Genomic DNA, 18,035 nt, shown 5'->3' with positions numbered 1-18,035 from the left:
TGTGGCCAGTTGCGGCCCGGTCAGGACCAGCGGCCCGTACGCCCCAGCAGAAGGGCCGTCGCCGCCGTACCGGCGGTGGAGGTGCGCAGAACGCTGCGGCCCAGCCGGTACGGCTTCGCACCGGCCTGCGCGAACGCGGCCAGCTCCTCCGGGGACACGCCGCCCTCCGGGCCGACCACCAGCACGATCGAGCCCGTCGCGGGAAGGTCCGCCGTCGCCAGCGGCTCCGCGCCCTCCTCGTGGAGTACCGCCGCGAAGTCCGCCGCCGCCAGAAGCGCCGCCACCTGCTTGGTGGTTGCGCTCTCCGCGACCTCGGGGAAGCGCAGCCGGCGTGACTGCTTGCCGGCCTCACGGGCCGTCGCCCGCCACTTGGCCAGCGACTTGGCCCCGCGTTCGCCCCTCCACTGGGTGATGCAGCGCGCCGCGGCCCACGGCACGACGGCGTCCACGCCGGTCTCCGTCATGGTCTCCACGGCCAGTTCACCGCGGTCGCCCTTCGGGAGGGCCTGCACAACGGTGATACGTGGCACCGGCTCGGGCTCCTCGGGGCACTCGCGCACGTCGACGACCAGGCGGTCCTTGCCCTCGGTGGAGGCGACCGAGCCCGAAGCGCCGCGGCCGCGGCCGTCCGTGAGGACGATCTCCTCACCGCACTGGAGCCTGCGCACGGAGACCGCGTGCCGCCCCTCGGGCCCGTCGAGGGTGACGGACGCGCCCGGCGCGACCCCTTCGAGCGACTCGACGAGAAAGACGGGAGCGGTCATCACACACCACCGCCGTGCGCGAACGCGGCCCGTGCCGTGTCGGTCTCCGCGGCGAGCACCCCGACGAGCTGGGCGGCGGGCATCTCGCGCGCCAGCCGGTGGCCCTGGCCCGCCCACAACGCCATGCCCTGCGCGTCGCCCGCCTTCGCCGCGGCCTTGCGCAGTCCGCTCGTCAGGTGGTGCACGTCGGGATAGGCGGCCGGCGCGTACGGCCCGTGCTCCCGCATGAACCGGTTGACCAGGCCGCGCGCGGGCCGCCCGGAGAACGCGCGGGTCAGCTCGGTGCGGACGAACAACGGGTTGGTCGTCGCCTGCTTGTGCAGCGGGTGCGCACCCGACTCCGGGCACACCAGAAACGCCGTGCCGAGCTGCGCGGCGCTCGCGCCCGCCGCGAGGACGGCGGCGATCTGGCTGCCGCGCATCAGGCCGCCGGTGGCGACGACGGGCAACTCCACGCTCTCCCTCACCAGTTGGAGAAGCGTCAGCAGTCCGTAGCCGCAGCCGTCGGTCGCGGGATCGTCGCGGTGCGTGCCCTGATGGCCGCCCGCCTCGACACCCTGCACGCACACGGCGTCGGCACCGCACCACTGGGCCGTCTGCGCCTCCTCGGGCGTGGTGACGGTCACGATCGTGTACGTGCCCGCCTTGGTGAAGGACTCCAGCACAGGACGGGTGGGACAGCCGAAGGTGAACGAGACCACCGGAACCGGGTCGTCGAGCAGTATCGCGAGCTTCGCCTCGTAGCCGTCGTCCCGCACGCGGTCCGAATCCGGGTCGCGGTCGCCGAGAGGCGTCTCGTACCAGGCGGCCTCACCGGCCAGCTGGTGCCGGTACACATCCACGGCGGCGGGGTCGGCGGTGCCGGGCTGCGGCATGAACAGGTTGACACCGAAGGGGCGGGCCGTGAGCGCGCGGACCTGCTGGACCTCCTGATACATCCCGTCGGCCGTCTTGTACCCGGCGGCGAGGAAACCCAGCCCGCCGGTCTCGGACACGGCCGCCGCGAGTTGCGGACAGGAGGCGCCGCCGGCCATGGGGGCCTGCACGATCGGATGACGGCAGAGATCGGTCAGCGCGGAGGACATGCAGGCATCGTGCCACGTCCCTGCGGGGCGGGCCGAATCCCCCGTTCCGCTCCCACGACGGCCCGCCCTGCGCGCTCCTTTTCCCCCAGCCCGCCCCTCCCCGGGGCCCCGCCCCGGACTCCGCGCCTCGACGCCGACGAGTTTGGGACCCGCCGACTCCCGCCGGACCCCGCGCCCCAGACGCCGCCCGGGCTGGACCGGCAGTCCCGTCGGCCCCGCCCCGAGCCCGGCGTCTCGACGCCAACCAGGCTGGACCAACAATCCCGTCAGGCCCCGCCCCGGACCCCGCGCCTCGACGCCGGCGGGGCTGATGTCCGCAGCGGAATTCAGCGCGGTTGGGGGCGCCTCCCAACGGCCGCCGGGGCGAGAGGGCCTGAAGTTACCGCGCGAAGCGCGGTAGGGGCGTGGGCGAAGCCGGCACCCCCCGCCCAGCGGGGACGGAGGCCAGGGCGAAGCCACGGGAGCCCCGCGCGGGGCGCGGTCAACAGGGACCGGCGGAGACCCGCGCCGCGACGGGAGGACGCACCGGGTCCGGGCGGAGCACGGTTTCGGGCGGGGAGGGGAAAGGCCCCCCTCACCGGCGCCACACCCCCGGGCTAACGCCCGTTGAACGCGTCCTTCAGGCGGGAGAAGAGCCCCTGCTGCCCCGGCTGGAACTGCCCCGTGGGCCGCTCCTCACCCCGCAGCTTCGCCAGATCCCTCAGCAGCCGCTCCTGCTCCACGTCCAGCTTCGACGGTGTCGTCACCTCGACGTGGACGATCAGGTCGCCGCGCCCGCCTCCCCGCAGATGGGTGATGCCGCGTCCGTGCAGCGGGATCGACTGGCCGGACTGGGTACCGGGGCGGATGTCGACCTCCTCCATGCCGTCGAGCGTCTCGAGCGGGCACTTCGTGCCCAGCGCCGCCGCCGTCATGGGGATCGTCACCGTGCAGTGCAGGTCGTCGCCGCGCCGCTGGAAGACCGAGTGGGCGACCTCGTGGATCTCGACGTACAGGTCACCGGCGGGGCCGCCGCCCGGGCCGACCTCGCCCTCGCCCGCGAGCTGGATCCGGGTGCCGTTGTCGACACCGGCGGGGATCTTCACGGTCAGGGTGCGCCGCGAGCGCACCCGCCCGTCGCCGGCGCACTCGTGGCACGGCGTCGGGACGACCGTGCCGAAGCCCTGGCACTGCGGGCAGGGCCGCGAGGTCATGACCTGGCCCAGGAAGGACCGCGTCACCTGCGAGACCTCACCGCGGCCGCGGCACATGTCACAGGTCTGCGCCGAGGTGCCGGGCGCCGCGCCCTCGCCCGAGCAGGTCGTGCAGACGACGGCCGTGTCGACCTGGATGTCCTTCGTGGTGCCGAAGGCCGCTTCGCTGAGTTCGATCTCGAGGCGGATCATCGCGTCCTGGCCGCGGCGCGTGCGCGAGCGCGGCCCGCGCTGCGACGCCGTACCGAAGAACGCGTCCATGATGTCCGAGAAGTTGCCGAAGCCGCCCGCGCCGAAACCTCCGGCGCCGCCGCCCCCGGCCTGCGAGAGCGGGTCTCCGCCGAGGTCGTAGACCTGCTTCTTCTGCGGGTCCGAGAGCACCTCGTACGCGGCGTTGATCTCCTTGAAGCGCTCCTGCGTCTTCGGATCCGGATTCACGTCCGGGTGGAGTTCGCGCGCGAGGCGGCGAAATGCCTTCTTGATCTCGTCCTGCGATGCGTCGCGGCGCACGCCGAGTACGGCGTAGTAGTCCGTGGCCACTTACGACTCCGCCAGGATCTGTCCGACGTAACGTGCCACTGCGCGTACCGCTCCCATCGTTCCGGGGTAGTCCATGCGGGTCGGTCCGACCACGCCGAGTTTGGCGACTGCCTCGTCGCCCGAACCGTAGCCGACGGAGACCACGGACGTGGAGTTGAGTCCTTCGTGGGCGTTCTCGTGACCGATTCGTACGGTCATGCCCATGCCGCCGGACTCGTTCGCCTCCCCGAGCAGCTTGAGCAGCACCACATGCTCCTCGAGCGCCTCCAGCACCGGCCGGATGGTCAGGGGGAAGTCGTGCCCGAAGCGGGTCAGATTGGCGGTGCCGCCGATCACGAGCCGCTCCTCGGTCTCCTCGACCAGGGTCTCGAGCAGGGTGGACAGCACCGCGGCGACGGTACCGCGGTCCTCGTGCTCGAAGGATTCGGGAAGGTCCTGCACCAGCTGCGGCACATCCGCGAAGCGGCGTCCCACGACCCGGCTGTTGAGCCGGGCCCGCAGGTCCGCGAGCGAGGTGTCGCCGAACGGCGCGGGGCAGTCGATCATGCGCTGCTCCACCCGGCCGGTGTCCGTGATCAGCACGAGCATCAGGCGGGCGGGCGCAAGGGAGAGGAGTTCCACATGCCGGACCGTGGACCGGGTCAGCGAGGGATACTGGACGACGGCGACCTGCCGGGTCAGCTGCGCCAGCAGCCGCACCGTGCGTCCCACGACGTCGTCGAGGTCGACCGCCCCGTCCAGGAAGTTCTGGATGGCGCGGCGCTCGGGGGACGACAGCGGCTTGACGCCCGCCAGCCGGTCGACGAACAGCCGGTACCCCTTGTCCGTGGGGATCCGTCCGGCGCTGGTGTGCGGCTGGGCGATGAAGCCCTCTTCCTCCAGCACGGCCATGTCGTTGCGGACGGTGGCCGGGGAGACGCCGAGCTTGTGCCGCTCGGTGAGGGCCTTCGAGCCGACCGGCTCCTCGGTACCGACGTAGTCCTGGACGATGGCGCGCAGCACCTCGAGCCTGCGTTCGCTGAGCATTCGCGCACCTCCAGCTGTGGTTCCTCGGTGTGTGGTCTGGCACTCTGTGTGTCCGAGTGCCAGCTTTCCCGGCCAGTGTACGGCTGTCGGGTACACGGGTAGCAAGGGTGGCAGACCATGCGGTCGGACATCCTGCCGGGCACGGCCCGCACAGGCGGGTGCGGATGCGATACGGATAGCGTCGCCGTATGGACGTCAGTTGGGAAGACTTCGGCTGGGAACGGCTTGCCCTCGGCGTCGGCCGGCGCCGCCTGCCGGGCTGGGACGCGACCGTCGGCCTGGTGGTCGGCGCGGAAGCCGCGCTGCTGTACGACACGGGCTCGACGCTCCGCGAGGGCGCGCAGGTGCGGGCCCAGGTGCAGGCCCTGCTGGGCGGCCGCAGAGTGACGCACATCGCATTGAGCCATCCCCACTTCGACCATGTGCTGGGCACGTCCGCCTTCGCGGGCGCGGAGGTGTACGGGGCGGTGGGCCTGGACACGCTGCTGCACCGGGAACGGGACGCGATCCGGGCCGACGCGGTTCGGCACGGGGTCGCGCCCGACGAGGCGGCCGAGGCGGCGGACCTGCTGGTCGCGCCGCACCACCCGGTGTGCGGTGAGTGGACGCTCGAGCTCGGCGGCCGCCAGGTGCTGCTGGCCAATGTGGGACCGGGGCACTCGGGGCACGACCTGGCGCTGCTGGTGCCGGGTGAGCCGGAGGTGGTGTTCTGCGGCGACCTGGTGGAGGAGTCCGGCGAGCCGCAGGCGGGGCCGGACGCCATCACCTCCCGCTGGCCCGCCGCGCTGGACCGGCTGCTGGATCTCGGCGGCGAGGACGCGCTGTACGTCCCGGGGCACGGAGCCGCCGTGGACGCGGCGTTCGTGCGGGCGCAGCGGAACGAACTGGCGGCGCGTTTCGGTGTGATGTAGCGGCGGGCGGCCGTATCGTCGTGCGAATGCGCAGCTACAGCCCTGATCTCACGCCGCCGTGGAAGCGGTCGAAACCCGTCCCCGAGGTGCCGGCGGAGCCGGATCTGGTGGTCGAGGAGGTGTCGACCGGCTTCTGCGGCGCGGTGATCCGCTGCGAGGCCGGGACGGTGACCCTGGAGGACCGGTTCGGCAAGCTCCGGGTCTTCCCGCTCGAACCGCGCGGCTTCCTTTTGGAGGGCCGGCCCGTCACCCTCGTCCGCCCTGCCCCGGCGGCCACGTCCCGCCCCTCCCGTACGGCGTCCGGCTCCCTCGCCGTGCCCGGCGCACGGGCGAGGGTCGCTCGCGCCGGGCGCATCTACGTGGAGGGCCGGCACGACGCGGAGCTGGTGGAGCGGGTGTGGGGCGACGACCTGCGCATCGAGGGCGTGGTGGTCGAGTACCTGGAGGGCGTCGACGACCTGCCGTCGATCGTCGCGGACTTCTCGCCAGGCCCCGACGCCCGCCTCGGTGTCCTGGTGGACCACCTGGTCGAGGGCTCGAAGGAGTCGCGGATCGCGGCGTCGGTGACCGATCCGCACGTGTTGGTGGTGGGCCACCCGTACATCGACGTGTGGGAGGCGGTGAAGCCGTCGTCCGTCGGTATTCCGGCGTGGCCGGAGGTCCCGCGGGGCCAGGACTGGAAGACGGGCGTGTGCCGGGCGCTCGGCTGGCCGGACAACACGGGCGCGGCCTGGCAGCACATCCTGTCCAGGGTGACGAGCTACAAGGATCTGGAGCCGTCGCTGCTGGGGCGGGTGGAGGAACTGATCGATTTCGTGACGGTGTCCGACTAGCGGGGAGAGTCCGGCAACGTCCGGAACCGGGATGTGTCCAGCGTGATGTCGAGCGCCTCGACGGGAAGGGGATCACCGAACTTGGCGGTCCGCTCCACCTGGTACCTCGCAGCCTCGCCCGAGCCTGTCGGTTCCGTGAGAAGGACACAGCGGGCCGCGAAAGGATCGATGATCAGATAGGCGTCCACCTGACCGGCCGCGTACATCGACGGCTTGAGCCGGAACACGCAGGTTCTCGTAGAGGTCGGCAATCGACGCAACAGGCCGGTCATCCACAGCGGTCATCTCCGTGGCCCTCCTCGTCCGCCGCATCCCGTTCGAGCAGCAGGGTAGGGACAGCGCAGGCAGTCGAGCCTCTCTTCTGCACGAGTTCGCTCGGGTGAGTGATCAGTCCACCAGGTCCCGCACCACCCCGTCCGCCAGGAGCCGTCCCCGCAGCGTCAGGACCGCGCGGCCCTGCTCGTACGGGCCGGGCTCCAGAAGGCCGTCGGCGAGGGCCTTGCGGGCCGCCGCGAGGCCCGCCGCGCGCAGCAGCTCCAGCGGGACGCCCTCGCGCAGCCGCAGCTCCAGCAGGATGCGCTCGACGCGGCGGTCGTCGTCCGCGAGGACCTCGCGGCCCGCGCCCGGCGAGCGGCCCTCCGCGAGCGCGGCGGCGTACGCGCCCGGGTGCTTGACGTTCCACCAGCGCACGCCGCCCACATGGCTGTGCGCCCCCGGGCCGGCGCCCCACCAGTCGGCGCCGCGCCAGTACAGCTCGTTGTGCAGGCAGCGACCGGCCTCTGTGGTGGCCCAGTTGGAGACCTCGTACCAGTCGAAGCCGGCCGAACCGAGGATCTCGTCGGCGATCAGATAGCGGTCGGCGTGGACGTCGTCGTCGGTCATGGGGACCTCACCGCGGCGGATACGCCGCGCGAGCTGCGTGCCCTCCTCGACGATCAGCGCGTACGCGGAGACATGGTCCGGTCCCGCGCCGACCGCGGCGTCCAGCGTGCCCCGCCAGTCGTCGTCGCTCTCGCCGGGGGTGCCGTAGATCAGGTCGAGGTTCACATGGTCGAAGCCCGCCGCCCGAGCCTCGCCGACGCACGCCTCCGGCCGGCCGGGCGTGTGGGTGCGGTCGAGCACCTTCAGCACGTGCTGCCGGGCGCTCTGCATGCCGAACGAGATCCGGTTGAAGCCGCCCTCCCGGAGCGCCGCCAGATAGGCCGGGTCGACGGATTCCGGGTTGGCCTCCGTGGTCACCTCCGCGTCGTTGGCGAGGCCGAACTCCTGCCGGACCGCGTCCAGCATCCGCACGAGGTCGCCGGCAGCCAGCAGCGTCGGCGTACCGCCGCCGACGAACACCGTCCGTACCTGCCGCGGGTCGTCACCGAGGACCTTGCGGGCGAGGCGGACCTCGTCCGCGAGGGTCTCGGCGTAGTTGTCACGGGAGGCGAGCACTCCGCCGGAGCCGCGCAGCTCGGTGGCCGTGTAGGTGTTGAAGTCGCAGTAACCGCAGCGGGTCGCGCAGTACGGCACGTGCAGGTAGAAGGCCAGCGGCCGGGCTTCGGCCCCGAGCAGGGCGGCCGCGGGCAGCGCGCCGTCCTCGGGCATGGGCTCGCCGTCAGGCAGTACGGAAGGCATGCCTCCCATTGTCCGTCACCCGCGGGACCACCCCGCCTGGAGCACCAGCAGAGCCAGGTCGTCCCCCGGCGGGGTCGGGGCGAACTCGTGCACCGCCGCTCTGATCCGCTCTGCGACGCCCTGCGCGGCGAGACCGGCGCACTCGGACAGGGCCTGCGCCAGGCCGTCCTCGTCGTCGAACATCCGGGGCCCGGAGCGCCGCTCGGTCACCCCGTCGGTGACGCACAGCAGTGTGTCGCCGGGCTCGAGGTCGAAGGTGTGGCTGTGGTACGCGACGTCCTCGACGACGCCGAGCAGCACCTGCGGCTCCGCGTGGACGCGGACGGTGCCGTCGGGGCGGAGCACCAGGGGCAGCGGATGTCCGGCGCTGGCCAGGGTGCAGCGGGCGCCGCCTGCGCCGGACTCCGAGGGGACCACCTCGCCGTAGAGCAGCGACAGGAAACGGGAGTGCCGGCCTTCCGGCAGGCCCGGTCCGTGGCCGCCGGTGGCGAGCAGTGCCGTCGCCTCCGCCGCCTCCATGGCATCGTCGAGCAGCAGGCCGTTGAGCCGGTCGAGGACCTGGCCGACCTCGTATCCCTCACGGGCGAGCAGCCGCAGCCACGGCCTGGCGAGCCCCGTGACGACGGCGGCCTCGGGCCCGCTGCCCTGGACGTCGCCGAGCATGAAGCACCAGCGGCCGCCGGCCCCGGCGGGGAAGACGTCGTAGAAGTCTCCGCCGGCGACTCCGTCGTCGCTGGGCTCGTACACCAGATACGTGTCGACGCCGGGGATCCGCCCCACCCGGCTGGGGAGCAGGCCGCGCTGCAGGACGCGGCTGATGGTGGCCTGCCGTGCGTACCGGCGCGCGGCGCCGACGGCCAGGGCGACCCTGCGGGCGAAGTCCTCGATGAGCGCGGCGACTTCGGCGGGCAGGTACTCGTCCCCGCTCTGCGCCACCACCAGCACCCCGAGCCTGCGGCCCCCGGCACTCAGTGGGTACGCCAGGGCGGTGGCGGCATCCGCGCCGGGGTCTGCCGGCGTCGCATCGGGCGGACCTCCTGCGCCCGGACGCCAGTCGGCTGCGCGGCCCGGCAGGCAACCCGGGCCGGCTTCCCCGACACCTGCGGGCTCCACGCCGGGCAGGGCGCTTCCGCCCCGCTCACCGTCGGCGCCCGCGGTGGACGACCGGCTCGGCAGACCGGGCGCGGGCCGCACCGGGCTCCCGGCGGCGCCCGCGGTGGACGGCCGGGCAGCCGGTCCGGGCGCGAGCGGCACCGGACTCCCGGCGGCGTCCGACGTGCTGTCGTCCGAGATCCGCAGACCGCGCCCGGCCGGCCCGGGGTGATCGCCCGGGTCGGCCGGGCGGGGCCCGGCAGCGTCCGCGGGCACGAGCAGGGCGGCCGTCGTGCCGGCGAGGCCGGACACACCGGCCGGCGCCGGGACGGCGATCACGTCCGTCGGCGGACGGTCCGGCCACGGCATCCGCACCGGTCCGACGTCCGGCGCGTCCGGCAGCAGGGGCGGCTCCTTGCCCAGCGCATCGCGCAGCGGCTCCACACGCGACTCGTCGCTGTGCCATACGCCCACGAGCCGCGACGCCGCCCCGCCCCCGCCGGGCCCCTTGCCCTCGCCGTCCAGCCAGATGGCGCACCGGTCGGCGAGTCGCGGCACCAGCAGCTGCCCCGCGAGCGCCGCGACCATCTCCTCGTCGAGCTGACCGGCGAGCAGCTCGGACGCCTCGGCGAGAAAGGCGGGCGCGCCGCGGCTGACCCACTCCGGGTCGTCCCGCCCGGTACGCCGGCGTGTGGACCGCTCCACGCCGCCCGTGCCCCGGCGTACGGACGGGGCCGGTGACGCGGCGGCCGGCGGACGGATCTCCCGGCCGTCGAGCGGCAGACGGGCCCACACCGTCTTGAGGGCGGCGTGGAAGGTCACGCCCCAGCGGTCCGCGAGGGAGGCGACGAGGTGGAGGCCGCGACCGTAGTCGGGGGTGCCCGGCTGATCGGCGCTGTGCGTAGCGGCGGTCACGCCGCTGGCGGGATGGTGGTCGGAGACCTCGACCACCAGAGCGGCCGGTTCCTCGTGCGTCGGTTCCACGAAACGGCAGAGCAGTTCCGCCGCGGTGCCGGCGTGCACGACGGCGTTCGTGACGAGTTCGCTGACGACGACGGCCGCGTCCTCGGCGAGCCGGTCCGCGCGGCGGCCGGCCGTCAGGAACCCCAGACCGGTCCACTCGGCGACGGCGTCGTGCACGAAGCGGCGCCCCGCGGCCGGGGCGAGCAGGTTGCCGGGCAGGCTGGTGTGCGCGACCAGCCCCGCGTCGGGCCGTGCCGGCCACACGGAAGTCGATCGGCTGCCGGTTTCGCGCTGCATCGGAATGGCCCCCACCTGCGGCTCCTGGTCGGTGCTGGCGTGCGCCGCTCATGACACCGACAGAGTGACAGACCGAGGGCACCCATAAGCGTGGAGTCACCGAAGTGGGGTGGAACAGAACAGGAACAAAGCGACCTGGAAGGCGTAAACCGGTGCGGCGGGAGCGGTGGAAGCCCGACGGACCGGAAGAGGTCCGGTTCGTCGAAGGCTGCTTCCGCGCTCCCGCCCGGCTGATCGTCGGCGTCCGGCGGCGTCCGGCGGCGTCCGGTGCCACCGGACACCGGAGGGCTACGCCTCGCGGGACCCGGCGTACATGTCGTCGATCAGGTGCTTGTACTCGCGCTCCACGACCGGGCGCTTCAGCTTGAGACTGGGCGTCAGCTCGCCGTGCTCGATGTCCAGGTCGCGGGGGAGCAGCCGGAACTTCTTGATGGTCTGCCAGCGCTGAAGGCCCTCGTTGAGGCGCTGCACATAGCCCTCGATGAGCTGCTCGACCTGGGGGGAGGCGACGACCTCGGCGTAGCTCTTGCCGCCCAGGCCGTTCTCCTCGGCCCAGCCGAGGATCGTCGGCTCGTCGAGCGCGATGAGCGCGGTGCAGAAGTTACGGTCCGCGCCGTGCACCAGGATGTTGGAGACGAACGGACACACCGCCTTGAACTGGCCCTCGACCTCGGCCGGCGCGATGTACTTGCCGCCGGAGGTCTTGATCAGGTCCTTCTTGCGGTCCGTGATCCGCAGATAGCCGTCGGCGGACAGCTCGCCGATGTCGCCGGTGTGGAACCAGCCGTCGGACTCGAGGACCTCGGCCGTCTTCTCCGGCAGGTTGTGGTAGCCCTCCATGATGCCGGGGCCGCGCAGCAGGATCTCGCCGTCGTCGGCGATGCGGACCTCGCAGCCGGGCAGCGGCTTGCCGACCGTGCCGGTGCGGTACGCCTCGCCCGGGTTGACGAAGGAGGCGGCGCTCGACTCGGTGAGACCGTAGCCCTCCAGGATGTGGATGCCGGCGCCGGCGAAGAAGTAGCCGATGTCGGGCGCGAGCGCGGCGGAACCGGAGATGGCGGCGCGCAGCCGGCCGCCGAAGGCGTCGCGGAGCTTGGAGTAGACGAGGGTGTCGGCGACCTTGTGCTTGGCGCTCAGGCCGAAGGGCGCGGTGGCGTTGCCGGTGCGGCGGAAGTTGTCCTGGGTGGCCTTGGCGTACTCACGGGCGACGCCGGCGGCCCACTGGAAGATCTTGTACTTGGCGCCGCCGCCCGCCCGGGCCTTGGCCGCGACTCCGTTGTAGACCTTCTCGAAGATGCGGGGCACGGCCGCCATGTAGGTCGGCCGGACGACCGGCAGATTCTCGATGATCTTGTCGACTCGGCCGTCGACGGCGGTGACGTGGCCGACCTCGATCTGTCCGGAGGTCAGCACCTTGCCGAAGACATGGGCGAGCGGCAGCCAGAGGTACTGCACGTCGTCCTGGGTGATGAGGCCGGTCGCGGCGATGGCCTTGGCCATGTAGGACCAGTTGTCGTGCCGCAGCCGTACGCCCTTGGGACGGCCGGTGGTTCCGGAGGTGTAGATGAGCGTCGCCAGCTGGTCGGAGGTGATCGCCGCGACCCGCTCCTTGACGGCTTCCGGGTGCTTGGCGAGGTACTTCGCGCCGCGCGCCTCCAGGTCGGCCAGGGTGATGACCCAGCCCTCCGGGTCGCCGGCGTCCGGCTCCACGCCGGCCGGGTCGATGACGACCACGTGCTTCAGGTCGGGCAGTTCGTCGCGCTTCTCACGCGCCTTGTCCAGCTGGGAGGCGTCCTCCGCGATCAGCACCCGGCTCTCGGAGTCGGAGAGGATGTACGCCGACTCCTCGGCGTTGGTGGACGGGTAGACCGTGGTGGTGGCGCCTCCGGCGCACATCACTCCGAGGTCGGCGAGGATCCACTCGACCCGGGTGGAGGAGGCCAGCGCGACCCGTTCTTCTGGGCTCACGCCGAGCTCGATCAGTCCGGCCGCGATGGCGAAGACCCGCTCGGCGGCCTGGCCCCAGGTCAGGGACTTCCAGTCGTCGGGCCCTGAGCCGGAGGCGGGCGGCACCGGATAGCGGTACGCCTCGCCGTCCGGCGTGGCTGCCACGCGCTCGGAGAAGAGGGTGGCCACCGAGGGCGGCCGGTTCTCGATCAGGGTCTGGGTTTCGCTCACGACGTCCTCCGGGCCGGCGGCAGCACTGCACGACGGGCTGGTTGTTTAACTGGCGAGTAACCATCGAGTCGTGCTCAGGGTAAAGCCCGTGCGACCGGCGCGTAAGAGCCTGCGGGCTGCCGCTTCATAACGAACGGAACGCGGATCCACCGGTTGGAGCAGTGGAACGATGCAGCAAGCACGCATCTGTCCGGGAGGTTCCGGAAGGCCGAAAGGCGCCCGCCCAGGCGAGGGACGGACGCCTTTGTCGCAGCAAGGGGACGTGACGGCTACTTCTTGCTCTTGCCGCCCTCATCACTGGACAGCACCGCGATGAACGCCTCCTGCGGCACCTCCACGGAGCCGACCATCTTCATCCGCTTCTTGCCTTCCTTCTGCTTCTCCAGCAGCTTCCGCTTACGGGAGATGTCACCGCCGTAGCACTTGGCGAGGACGTCCTTGCGGATCGCGCGGATGGTCTCGCGGGCGATGACCCGGGAGCCGATGGCTGCCTGGATGGGGATCTCGAATGCCTGGCGCGGGATCAGCTCGCGCAGCTTGGCGACGAGCCGTACGCCGTACGCGTACGCGGCGTCCTTGTGGGTGACGGCGGAGAAGGCGTCGACGCGGTCGCCGTGGAGCAGGATGTCGACCTTGACCAGCTGGGCGTCCTGCTCGCCGGTGGGCTCGTAGTCCAGGGATGCGTAGCCGCGGGTCTTGGACTTCAGGTTGTCGAAGAAGTCGAAGACGATCTCGGCGAGGGGGAGCGTGTAGCGGATCTCGACGCGGTCCTCGGAGAGGTAGTCCATGCCGAGGAGGGTGCCGCGGCGGTTCTGGCAGAGCTCCATGATCGAGCCGATGAACTCGCTGGGAGCGAGGATCGTGGCCCGGACGACCGGCTCGAAGACCTTGTCAATCTTGCCTTCGGGGAATTCGCTCGGATTGGTGACCGTGTGCTCCTTCCCGTCCTCCATGATCACGCGGTAGACCACGTTGGGCGCGGTGGCGATGAGTTCGAGGTTGAACTCGCGCTCCAGGCGCTCACGGATGACGTCGAGGTGCAACAGACCGAGGAAGCCGACGCGGAAGCCGAAGCCGAGGGCCGCGGAGGTCTCCGGCTCGTAGACCAGGGCTGCGTCGTTGAGCTGGAGCTTGTCCAGTGCCTCGCGGAGGTCGGGGTAGTCCGAGCCGTCCAGCGGGTAAAGGCCGGAGAAGACCATCGGCTTGGGGTCCTTGTACCCGCCGAGGGCCTCGGTGGCGCCCTTGTCCTTGCTGGTGATCGTGTCACCGACCTTGGACTGACGGACATCCTTCACGCCGGTGATGATGTAGCCCACCTCGCCGACACCGATGCCGTCGGCCGGCGTCATCTCGGGGGACGAGACGCCGATCTCGAGGAGCTCGTGGGTGGCGCCGGTCGACATCATCTTGATGCGCTCGCGCTTGTTGAGCTGGCCGTCGATGACGCGGACGTAGGTGACCACGCCCCGGTAGGAGTCGTAGACCGAGTCGAAGATCATCGCGCGGGCGGGGGCGTCCTTGACGCCGACCGGGGGCGGGACGTCGCGGACGACCCGGTCCAGGAGCGCGTCCACGCCGATGCCGGTCTTGGCGGAGACCTTCAGCACGTCCTCGGGCTGGCAGCCGATGAGGTTGGCCAGCTCCTCGGAGAACTTCTCCGGCTGGGCGGCCGGCAGGTCGATCTTGTTCAGTACGGGGATGATCTTGAGGTCGTTCTCCATCGCCAGGTAGAGGTTGGCGAGGGTCTGCGCCTCGATGCCCTGGGCCGCGTCCACCAGCAGGACCGTGCCCTCGCAGGCGGCGAGGGACCGCGACACCTCATAGGTGAAGTCAACGTGGCCCGGGGTGTCGATCATGTTGAGGATGTGGGTCCTGCCCTGGTCCTCTCCCTCATTGGGGGCCCAGGGCAGACGGACCGCCTGGGACTTGATCGTGATGCCACGCTCGCGCTCGATGTCCATCCGGTCGAGGTACTGAGCGCGCATCTGCCGCTGTTCGACCACACCCGTCAGCTGGAGCATCCGGTCGGCAAGCGTCGACTTGCCGTGGTCGATGTGCGCGATGATGCAGAAGTTGCGGATCAGAGCCGGGTCGGTACGGCTCGGCTCGGGCACGTTGGTAGGAGTCGCGGGCACGCAGGGTCCTGATTCTTTGGCAGACGCCGGGTCGGTGAGCTCGACTCGGGCGCGGCTCGGGTCGCTGTCGGATCGATACGTAGGCTCCATGGTCCCACGCGCACGGGACTGTGCCCGGTTTGGGCCGCCCGAGGGGCGACTGGTAGCCTGAGCAGCTGTGTCTCGTGCCCTCCCTCTCTGGGCACACCTCTCGGATCCCGACGGGCCGCGCGGAAGGGACACGAACTCGAAGATCATCGATCCTGAAAAGGCTCTTTCGTGGCGAACATCAAGTCCCAGATCAAGCGGAACAAGACGAACGAGAAGGCGCGCCTGCGCAACAAGGCCGTCAAGTCCTCGCTCAAGACCGCGATCCGCAAGGCCCGTGAGGCTGTCGCCACCGGCGACGTCCAGCAGGCGACCGTGGCGGCCCGTGCCGCCTCCCGCCAGCTGGACAAGGCCGTCTCCAAGGGCGTCATCCACAAGAACGCCGCCGCCAACAAGAAGTCGGCGCTGGCTTCCAAGGTTGCCTCCCTCCAGGGCTGAGCACTGATGTGATCGCCGGAAGGGATCCAGCGGGCCCTCTCATCCGCTCCTGACCGGCACCCCCAGCGCCGCACGCGGCCTGCGTTCGCCACGCGGGTGCGGCGCACCGAGCTCCACGCGAAGGCCCCGAGCCATCGCCCTTCCCCAGGGCGACCGGCCCGGGGCCTTCGTCGTGCGCGTCGGTACTGCGGTGACGGGGGCGGGTGGGGGCTGCCCGGGGCATACCGGAGCTCGACGGGCGACGACGGAGGTGCGGACGGGGGCGGTGCGGGCTCGGAGCCGGACCGAGGCGCCTGCGCCCGGCGCCTACCTTGGCAGTGCGCGGCGGCGGTGCGCCGGGCCGGGGCCTCGGCGCGGGCAGTCAGGACCCCGATCCCCCCGGGCCGGCCGGAAGCGCGTTCAGCGGCGGGAGCGGGCCGCCGTCGCGATGGTCACGACCGCCTTCTCGAGCGCGTACTCCGCGTCGTCGCCGCCGCCTTTGACGCCCGCGTCGGCCTCCGCCACGGCACGCAGGGCCACCGCCACACCGTCAGGGGTCCAGCCGCGCATCTGCTGGCGCACGCGGTCGATCTTCCACGGCGGCATACCCAGCTCCCGCGCCAGGTCGGCCGGCCGGCCGCCGCGCGCCGAGGACAGCTTGCCGATCGCCCGCACGCCCTGCGCAAGCGCGCTGGTGATCAACACGGGCGCGACACCGGTCGACAGGGACCAGCGCAGCGCCTCCAACGCCTCGGCCGCCCGGCCCTCGACCGCCCGGTCTGCGACGTTGAAGCTGGACGCCTCCGCCCTGCCCGTGTAATAACGACCGACGATCGCCTCGTCGATGGTGCCCTCGACGTCCGCGGTCAGCTGCGACACCGCCGAGGCCAGCTCCCGCAGGTCACTGCCGATGGCGTCGACGAGTGCCTGGCACGCCTCAGGCGTGGCGGACCTGCCCGCCGCGCGGAACTCGGAGCGTACGAAGGTCAGCCGCTCCCCCGGCTTGGTCGTCTTGGGACAGGCGACCTCGCGAGCCCCCGCCTTGCGGGCCGCGTCCAGGAGACCCTTGCCCTTGGCGCCGCCGGGGTGCAGCAGGACGAGGGTGATCTCCTCGACAGGAGCGAGAAGATACGCCTTCACGTCCTTGATCGTGTCGGCGGACAGGTCCTGCGCGTTGCGCACGACCACCACCTTGCGCTCGGCGAAGAGCGACGGGCTGGTCAACTCGGCGAGCGTACCGGGCTGCAGCTGGTCGGCGGTCAGGTCCCGAACGTCCGTGTCCGCGTCGGCGGCGCGCGCCGCCGCCACTACCTGCCGGACGGCGCGGTCGAGAAGCAGATCCTCCTGGCCCACGGCGAGCGTGACGGGAGCGAGCGGATCGTCGGTCGAATTCTTGGTGGCCATCGCGCTCCAGCATCCCACGTGCCACCGACAGTCCTGCCGGTACCGGCGGGACTGCCGAACCCGAGGCCCATGAGCAGTGGACGGTCCATACGCCTCCCTCCGGGGACCCGGACGGGGCGCCTCACGCGCGCCCGGTCAGTTCGCCTCATCCGCACCCGGTCAGTGCGCCTCGCGCCATCCGTCCCAGGCGGCGACGAAGTCGTCGAGCTCGGCGGCGTCCAGCCTGCCGTCCGGGTCCTCGACGACCACCAGCCACTGCGCGTCCTCGGCGTCGTCCTCGCCGGCCAGTGCGTCCCGAACCAGCTGGGGCTCCTCAGGAACCGTGAACCGGTCACGGATCGTCTCCGCCACCTCCTCGGCGGCGTCGCGGTCGGGCAGCACCAGCACGTGTCTCACATCGCTCACCGCCATATTGTGCCGGGGGCCCGTGGTGATCGTGCCGGGGCCCGTGGGCCGCCGTGGCCCCGCAGCGCCGTGTCGGGCCGTGCCGGTGGCCCCGCAGCGCCGTGTCGGGCTGTGTCGGGCCGTGCCAGGCCCCGCCGGACGGTATCCGGCCGCATCTCGGCGCGCGACGCAGTGGCCCGCTCACCCCGCGACGTCCGTCACTCGCCGCCCGCCGCCGACCGGGCCTCCGGCACCCGGTCGAGTTCGAGGCCGAAGTGCTTCCGGTAGGCGGCGAGCACCTCGTCGTCGGTCTCCAGCAACCGCTCCTGGCGCTCACCGCCCACGGTGGTGACGAGCTTGCGGCCGGTCAGAGTGATCCTCCCGTCCACCGTGAGCAGGGAGCACACCAGCGACTTGGTGAAGTGGGAGGAGGGCGAGGTCCGGTGCCACCAGGCGCCCGCTTCGAAGTCGGTGAGCTGACGCGGTCTGGTGTCGAGGCGGAACTGCCGCTTGCCGTCCCTGAGCACGTCGAGGTCCCCGCCGCCCGCCCCGGCCAGACGGAAGGTTCCCGCCGGATCGGCCTGGTCGCCCCGCTCGTCGAGAAGCAAGGGGTGGTGGCTGTGGTCACCGAACCCGACGTCGGCCAGCCAGGGCCCCGTGCCGTCCTTGGTCTCCACGCGCAGCGCCAGGTGGTCGTACGGGATGCCCAGCCGCCCGCCGTCACCGAACACCCTGGCCTGGAGCAGCGTGACGCCGAAGCCGAGGCCGCGCAGCAACGCGGCGAACGCCCCGTTGAGTTCATAGCAGAACCCGCCTCGCCCGGCGCCGACGATCTTCTGGAGCAACGGGCCGTCCGCCAGTACCAGAGGCTCGCCGAGGTGGACCGACAGATTCTCGAAGGGCACGGACAGCAAGTGCCGCAGCTGGAGCTCCCTGAGCGCCTCGGCGTCGGCACGCTCCGGCCGCGCACCGCCGATGCGCGCGAGGTACGCGTCGACGGCCTGCGGCGAAGGGACCTGCGGCGCCTGCACGAAGGGGTCCGACACGGACGGGGTCGACGGAACTGTACTCATACGTGCAGTCTGCCCACTTGCTCCGCCGGCCCG

15 protein-coding genes are annotated in these 18,035 nt (G+C 71.9%); 3 read left to right on the top strand and 12 right to left on the bottom strand.

Translation table 11 applies throughout. The features are described from left to right. Positions 1-20 precede the first annotated feature (20 nt). From AB0903_RS07640 to hrcA, 4 genes are all read right to left on the bottom strand, one after another. A complete protein-coding gene (locus tag AB0903_RS07640) occupies positions 21-764 on the bottom strand; it encodes a 16S rRNA (uracil(1498)-N(3))-methyltransferase (protein ID WP_366700006.1) in 744 nt (247 codons plus the stop codon). Next, positions 764-1,849, bottom strand: a complete 1,086-nt coding sequence (locus tag AB0903_RS07635) for a nitronate monooxygenase (RefSeq protein ID WP_366700004.1) — start codon at positions 1,847-1,849, stop codon at positions 764-766. Before AB0903_RS07635 ends, AB0903_RS07640 begins: the two co-directional genes overlap by 1 nt. A gap of 596 nt (positions 1,850-2,445) precedes the next feature. Next, positions 2,446-3,582: a molecular chaperone DnaJ gene (gene dnaJ / locus AB0903_RS07630; RefSeq protein ID WP_366700002.1), complete on the bottom strand. Its 1,137-nt coding sequence runs from the start codon at positions 3,580-3,582 to the stop codon at positions 2,446-2,448. Beyond that, positions 3,583-4,608, bottom strand: coding sequence for a heat-inducible transcriptional repressor HrcA (hrcA, locus tag AB0903_RS07625; RefSeq protein ID WP_366700000.1), 1,026 nt, complete (start codon positions 4,606-4,608; stop codon positions 3,583-3,585). Between the two features lie 188 nt (positions 4,609-4,796). Between hrcA and AB0903_RS07620 the strand changes: the two genes are divergently transcribed. Both AB0903_RS07620 and AB0903_RS07615 read left to right on the top strand, forming a co-directional pair. Next, a complete protein-coding gene (locus AB0903_RS07620) occupies positions 4,797-5,519 on the top strand; it encodes an MBL fold metallo-hydrolase (RefSeq protein ID WP_366699998.1) in 723 nt (240 codons plus the stop codon). A gap of 26 nt (positions 5,520-5,545) precedes the next feature. After that, positions 5,546-6,352: a DUF3097 domain-containing protein gene (locus tag AB0903_RS07615; RefSeq protein WP_366699996.1), complete on the top strand. Its 807-nt coding sequence runs from the start codon at positions 5,546-5,548 to the stop codon at positions 6,350-6,352. On the opposite strand, the gene AB0903_RS07610 is transcribed toward AB0903_RS07615, so the two are convergent. The 5 genes from AB0903_RS07610 to lepA form a co-directional block, all read right to left on the bottom strand. Beyond that, positions 6,349-6,579: a hypothetical protein gene (locus AB0903_RS07610; RefSeq protein ID WP_366699994.1), complete on the bottom strand. Its 231-nt coding sequence runs from the start codon at positions 6,577-6,579 to the stop codon at positions 6,349-6,351. The two genes, AB0903_RS07615 and AB0903_RS07610, sit on opposite strands and share 4 nt — an antisense overlap. Positions 6,580-6,739: 160 nt before the next feature. After that, positions 6,740-7,972 (bottom strand): radical SAM family heme chaperone HemW, encoded by a 1,233-nt coding sequence (gene hemW / locus AB0903_RS07605; protein WP_366699992.1) that lies wholly within the window; start codon positions 7,970-7,972, stop codon positions 6,740-6,742. A 15-nt stretch (positions 7,973-7,987) separates the two neighbouring features. Beyond that, a complete protein-coding gene (locus AB0903_RS07600; protein WP_366699990.1) occupies positions 7,988-10,339 on the bottom strand; it encodes a SpoIIE family protein phosphatase in 2,352 nt (783 codons plus the stop codon). Between the two features lie 273 nt (positions 10,340-10,612). Beyond that, entirely contained in the window at positions 10,613-12,502 is a 1,890-nt protein-coding gene (locus AB0903_RS07595) for a long-chain fatty acid--CoA ligase (protein WP_366699988.1), read from the bottom strand. A 269-nt stretch (positions 12,503-12,771) separates the two neighbouring features. Then, positions 12,772-14,637, bottom strand: coding sequence for a translation elongation factor 4 (gene lepA, locus AB0903_RS07590; protein WP_366699986.1), 1,866 nt, complete (start codon positions 14,635-14,637; stop codon positions 12,772-12,774). Positions 14,638-14,895: 258 nt separating this feature from the next. Here lepA and rpsT point away from each other — a divergent pair, with 258 nt between their 5' ends. Continuing rightward, positions 14,896-15,162 (top strand): 30S ribosomal protein S20, encoded by a 267-nt coding sequence (gene rpsT, locus AB0903_RS07585; RefSeq protein ID WP_366699984.1) that lies wholly within the window; start codon positions 14,896-14,898, stop codon positions 15,160-15,162. A gap of 399 nt (positions 15,163-15,561) precedes the next feature. On the opposite strand, the gene holA is transcribed toward rpsT, so the two are convergent. The 3 genes from holA to AB0903_RS07570 all read right to left on the bottom strand — a co-directional run bounded on the left by holA (position 15,562) and on the right by AB0903_RS07570 (position 18,002). Then, positions 15,562-16,545, bottom strand: coding sequence for a DNA polymerase III subunit delta (holA, locus tag AB0903_RS07580; protein WP_366699982.1), 984 nt, complete (start codon positions 16,543-16,545; stop codon positions 15,562-15,564). 159 nt (positions 16,546-16,704) lie between these two features. Continuing rightward, positions 16,705-16,950: a hypothetical protein gene (locus AB0903_RS07575; protein WP_366699980.1), complete on the bottom strand. Its 246-nt coding sequence runs from the start codon at positions 16,948-16,950 to the stop codon at positions 16,705-16,707. A gap of 197 nt (positions 16,951-17,147) precedes the next feature. Next, on the bottom strand, positions 17,148-18,002 hold the full coding sequence (locus AB0903_RS07570) for an arylamine N-acetyltransferase (protein WP_366699979.1): 855 nt from the start codon (positions 18,000-18,002) through the stop codon (positions 17,148-17,150). Positions 18,003-18,035 lie beyond the last annotated feature (33 nt).

Origin of the sequence: Streptomyces sp. NPDC048389 (assembly GCF_040706335.1) — a bacterium.
In the GTDB taxonomy this organism is placed as follows: Bacteria; Actinomycetota; Actinomycetes; order Streptomycetales; family Streptomycetaceae; genus Streptomyces.
The sequence above is the reverse complement of the archived record's forward strand: the minus strand, read 5'-3'. Positions and strand labels throughout refer to the sequence as shown.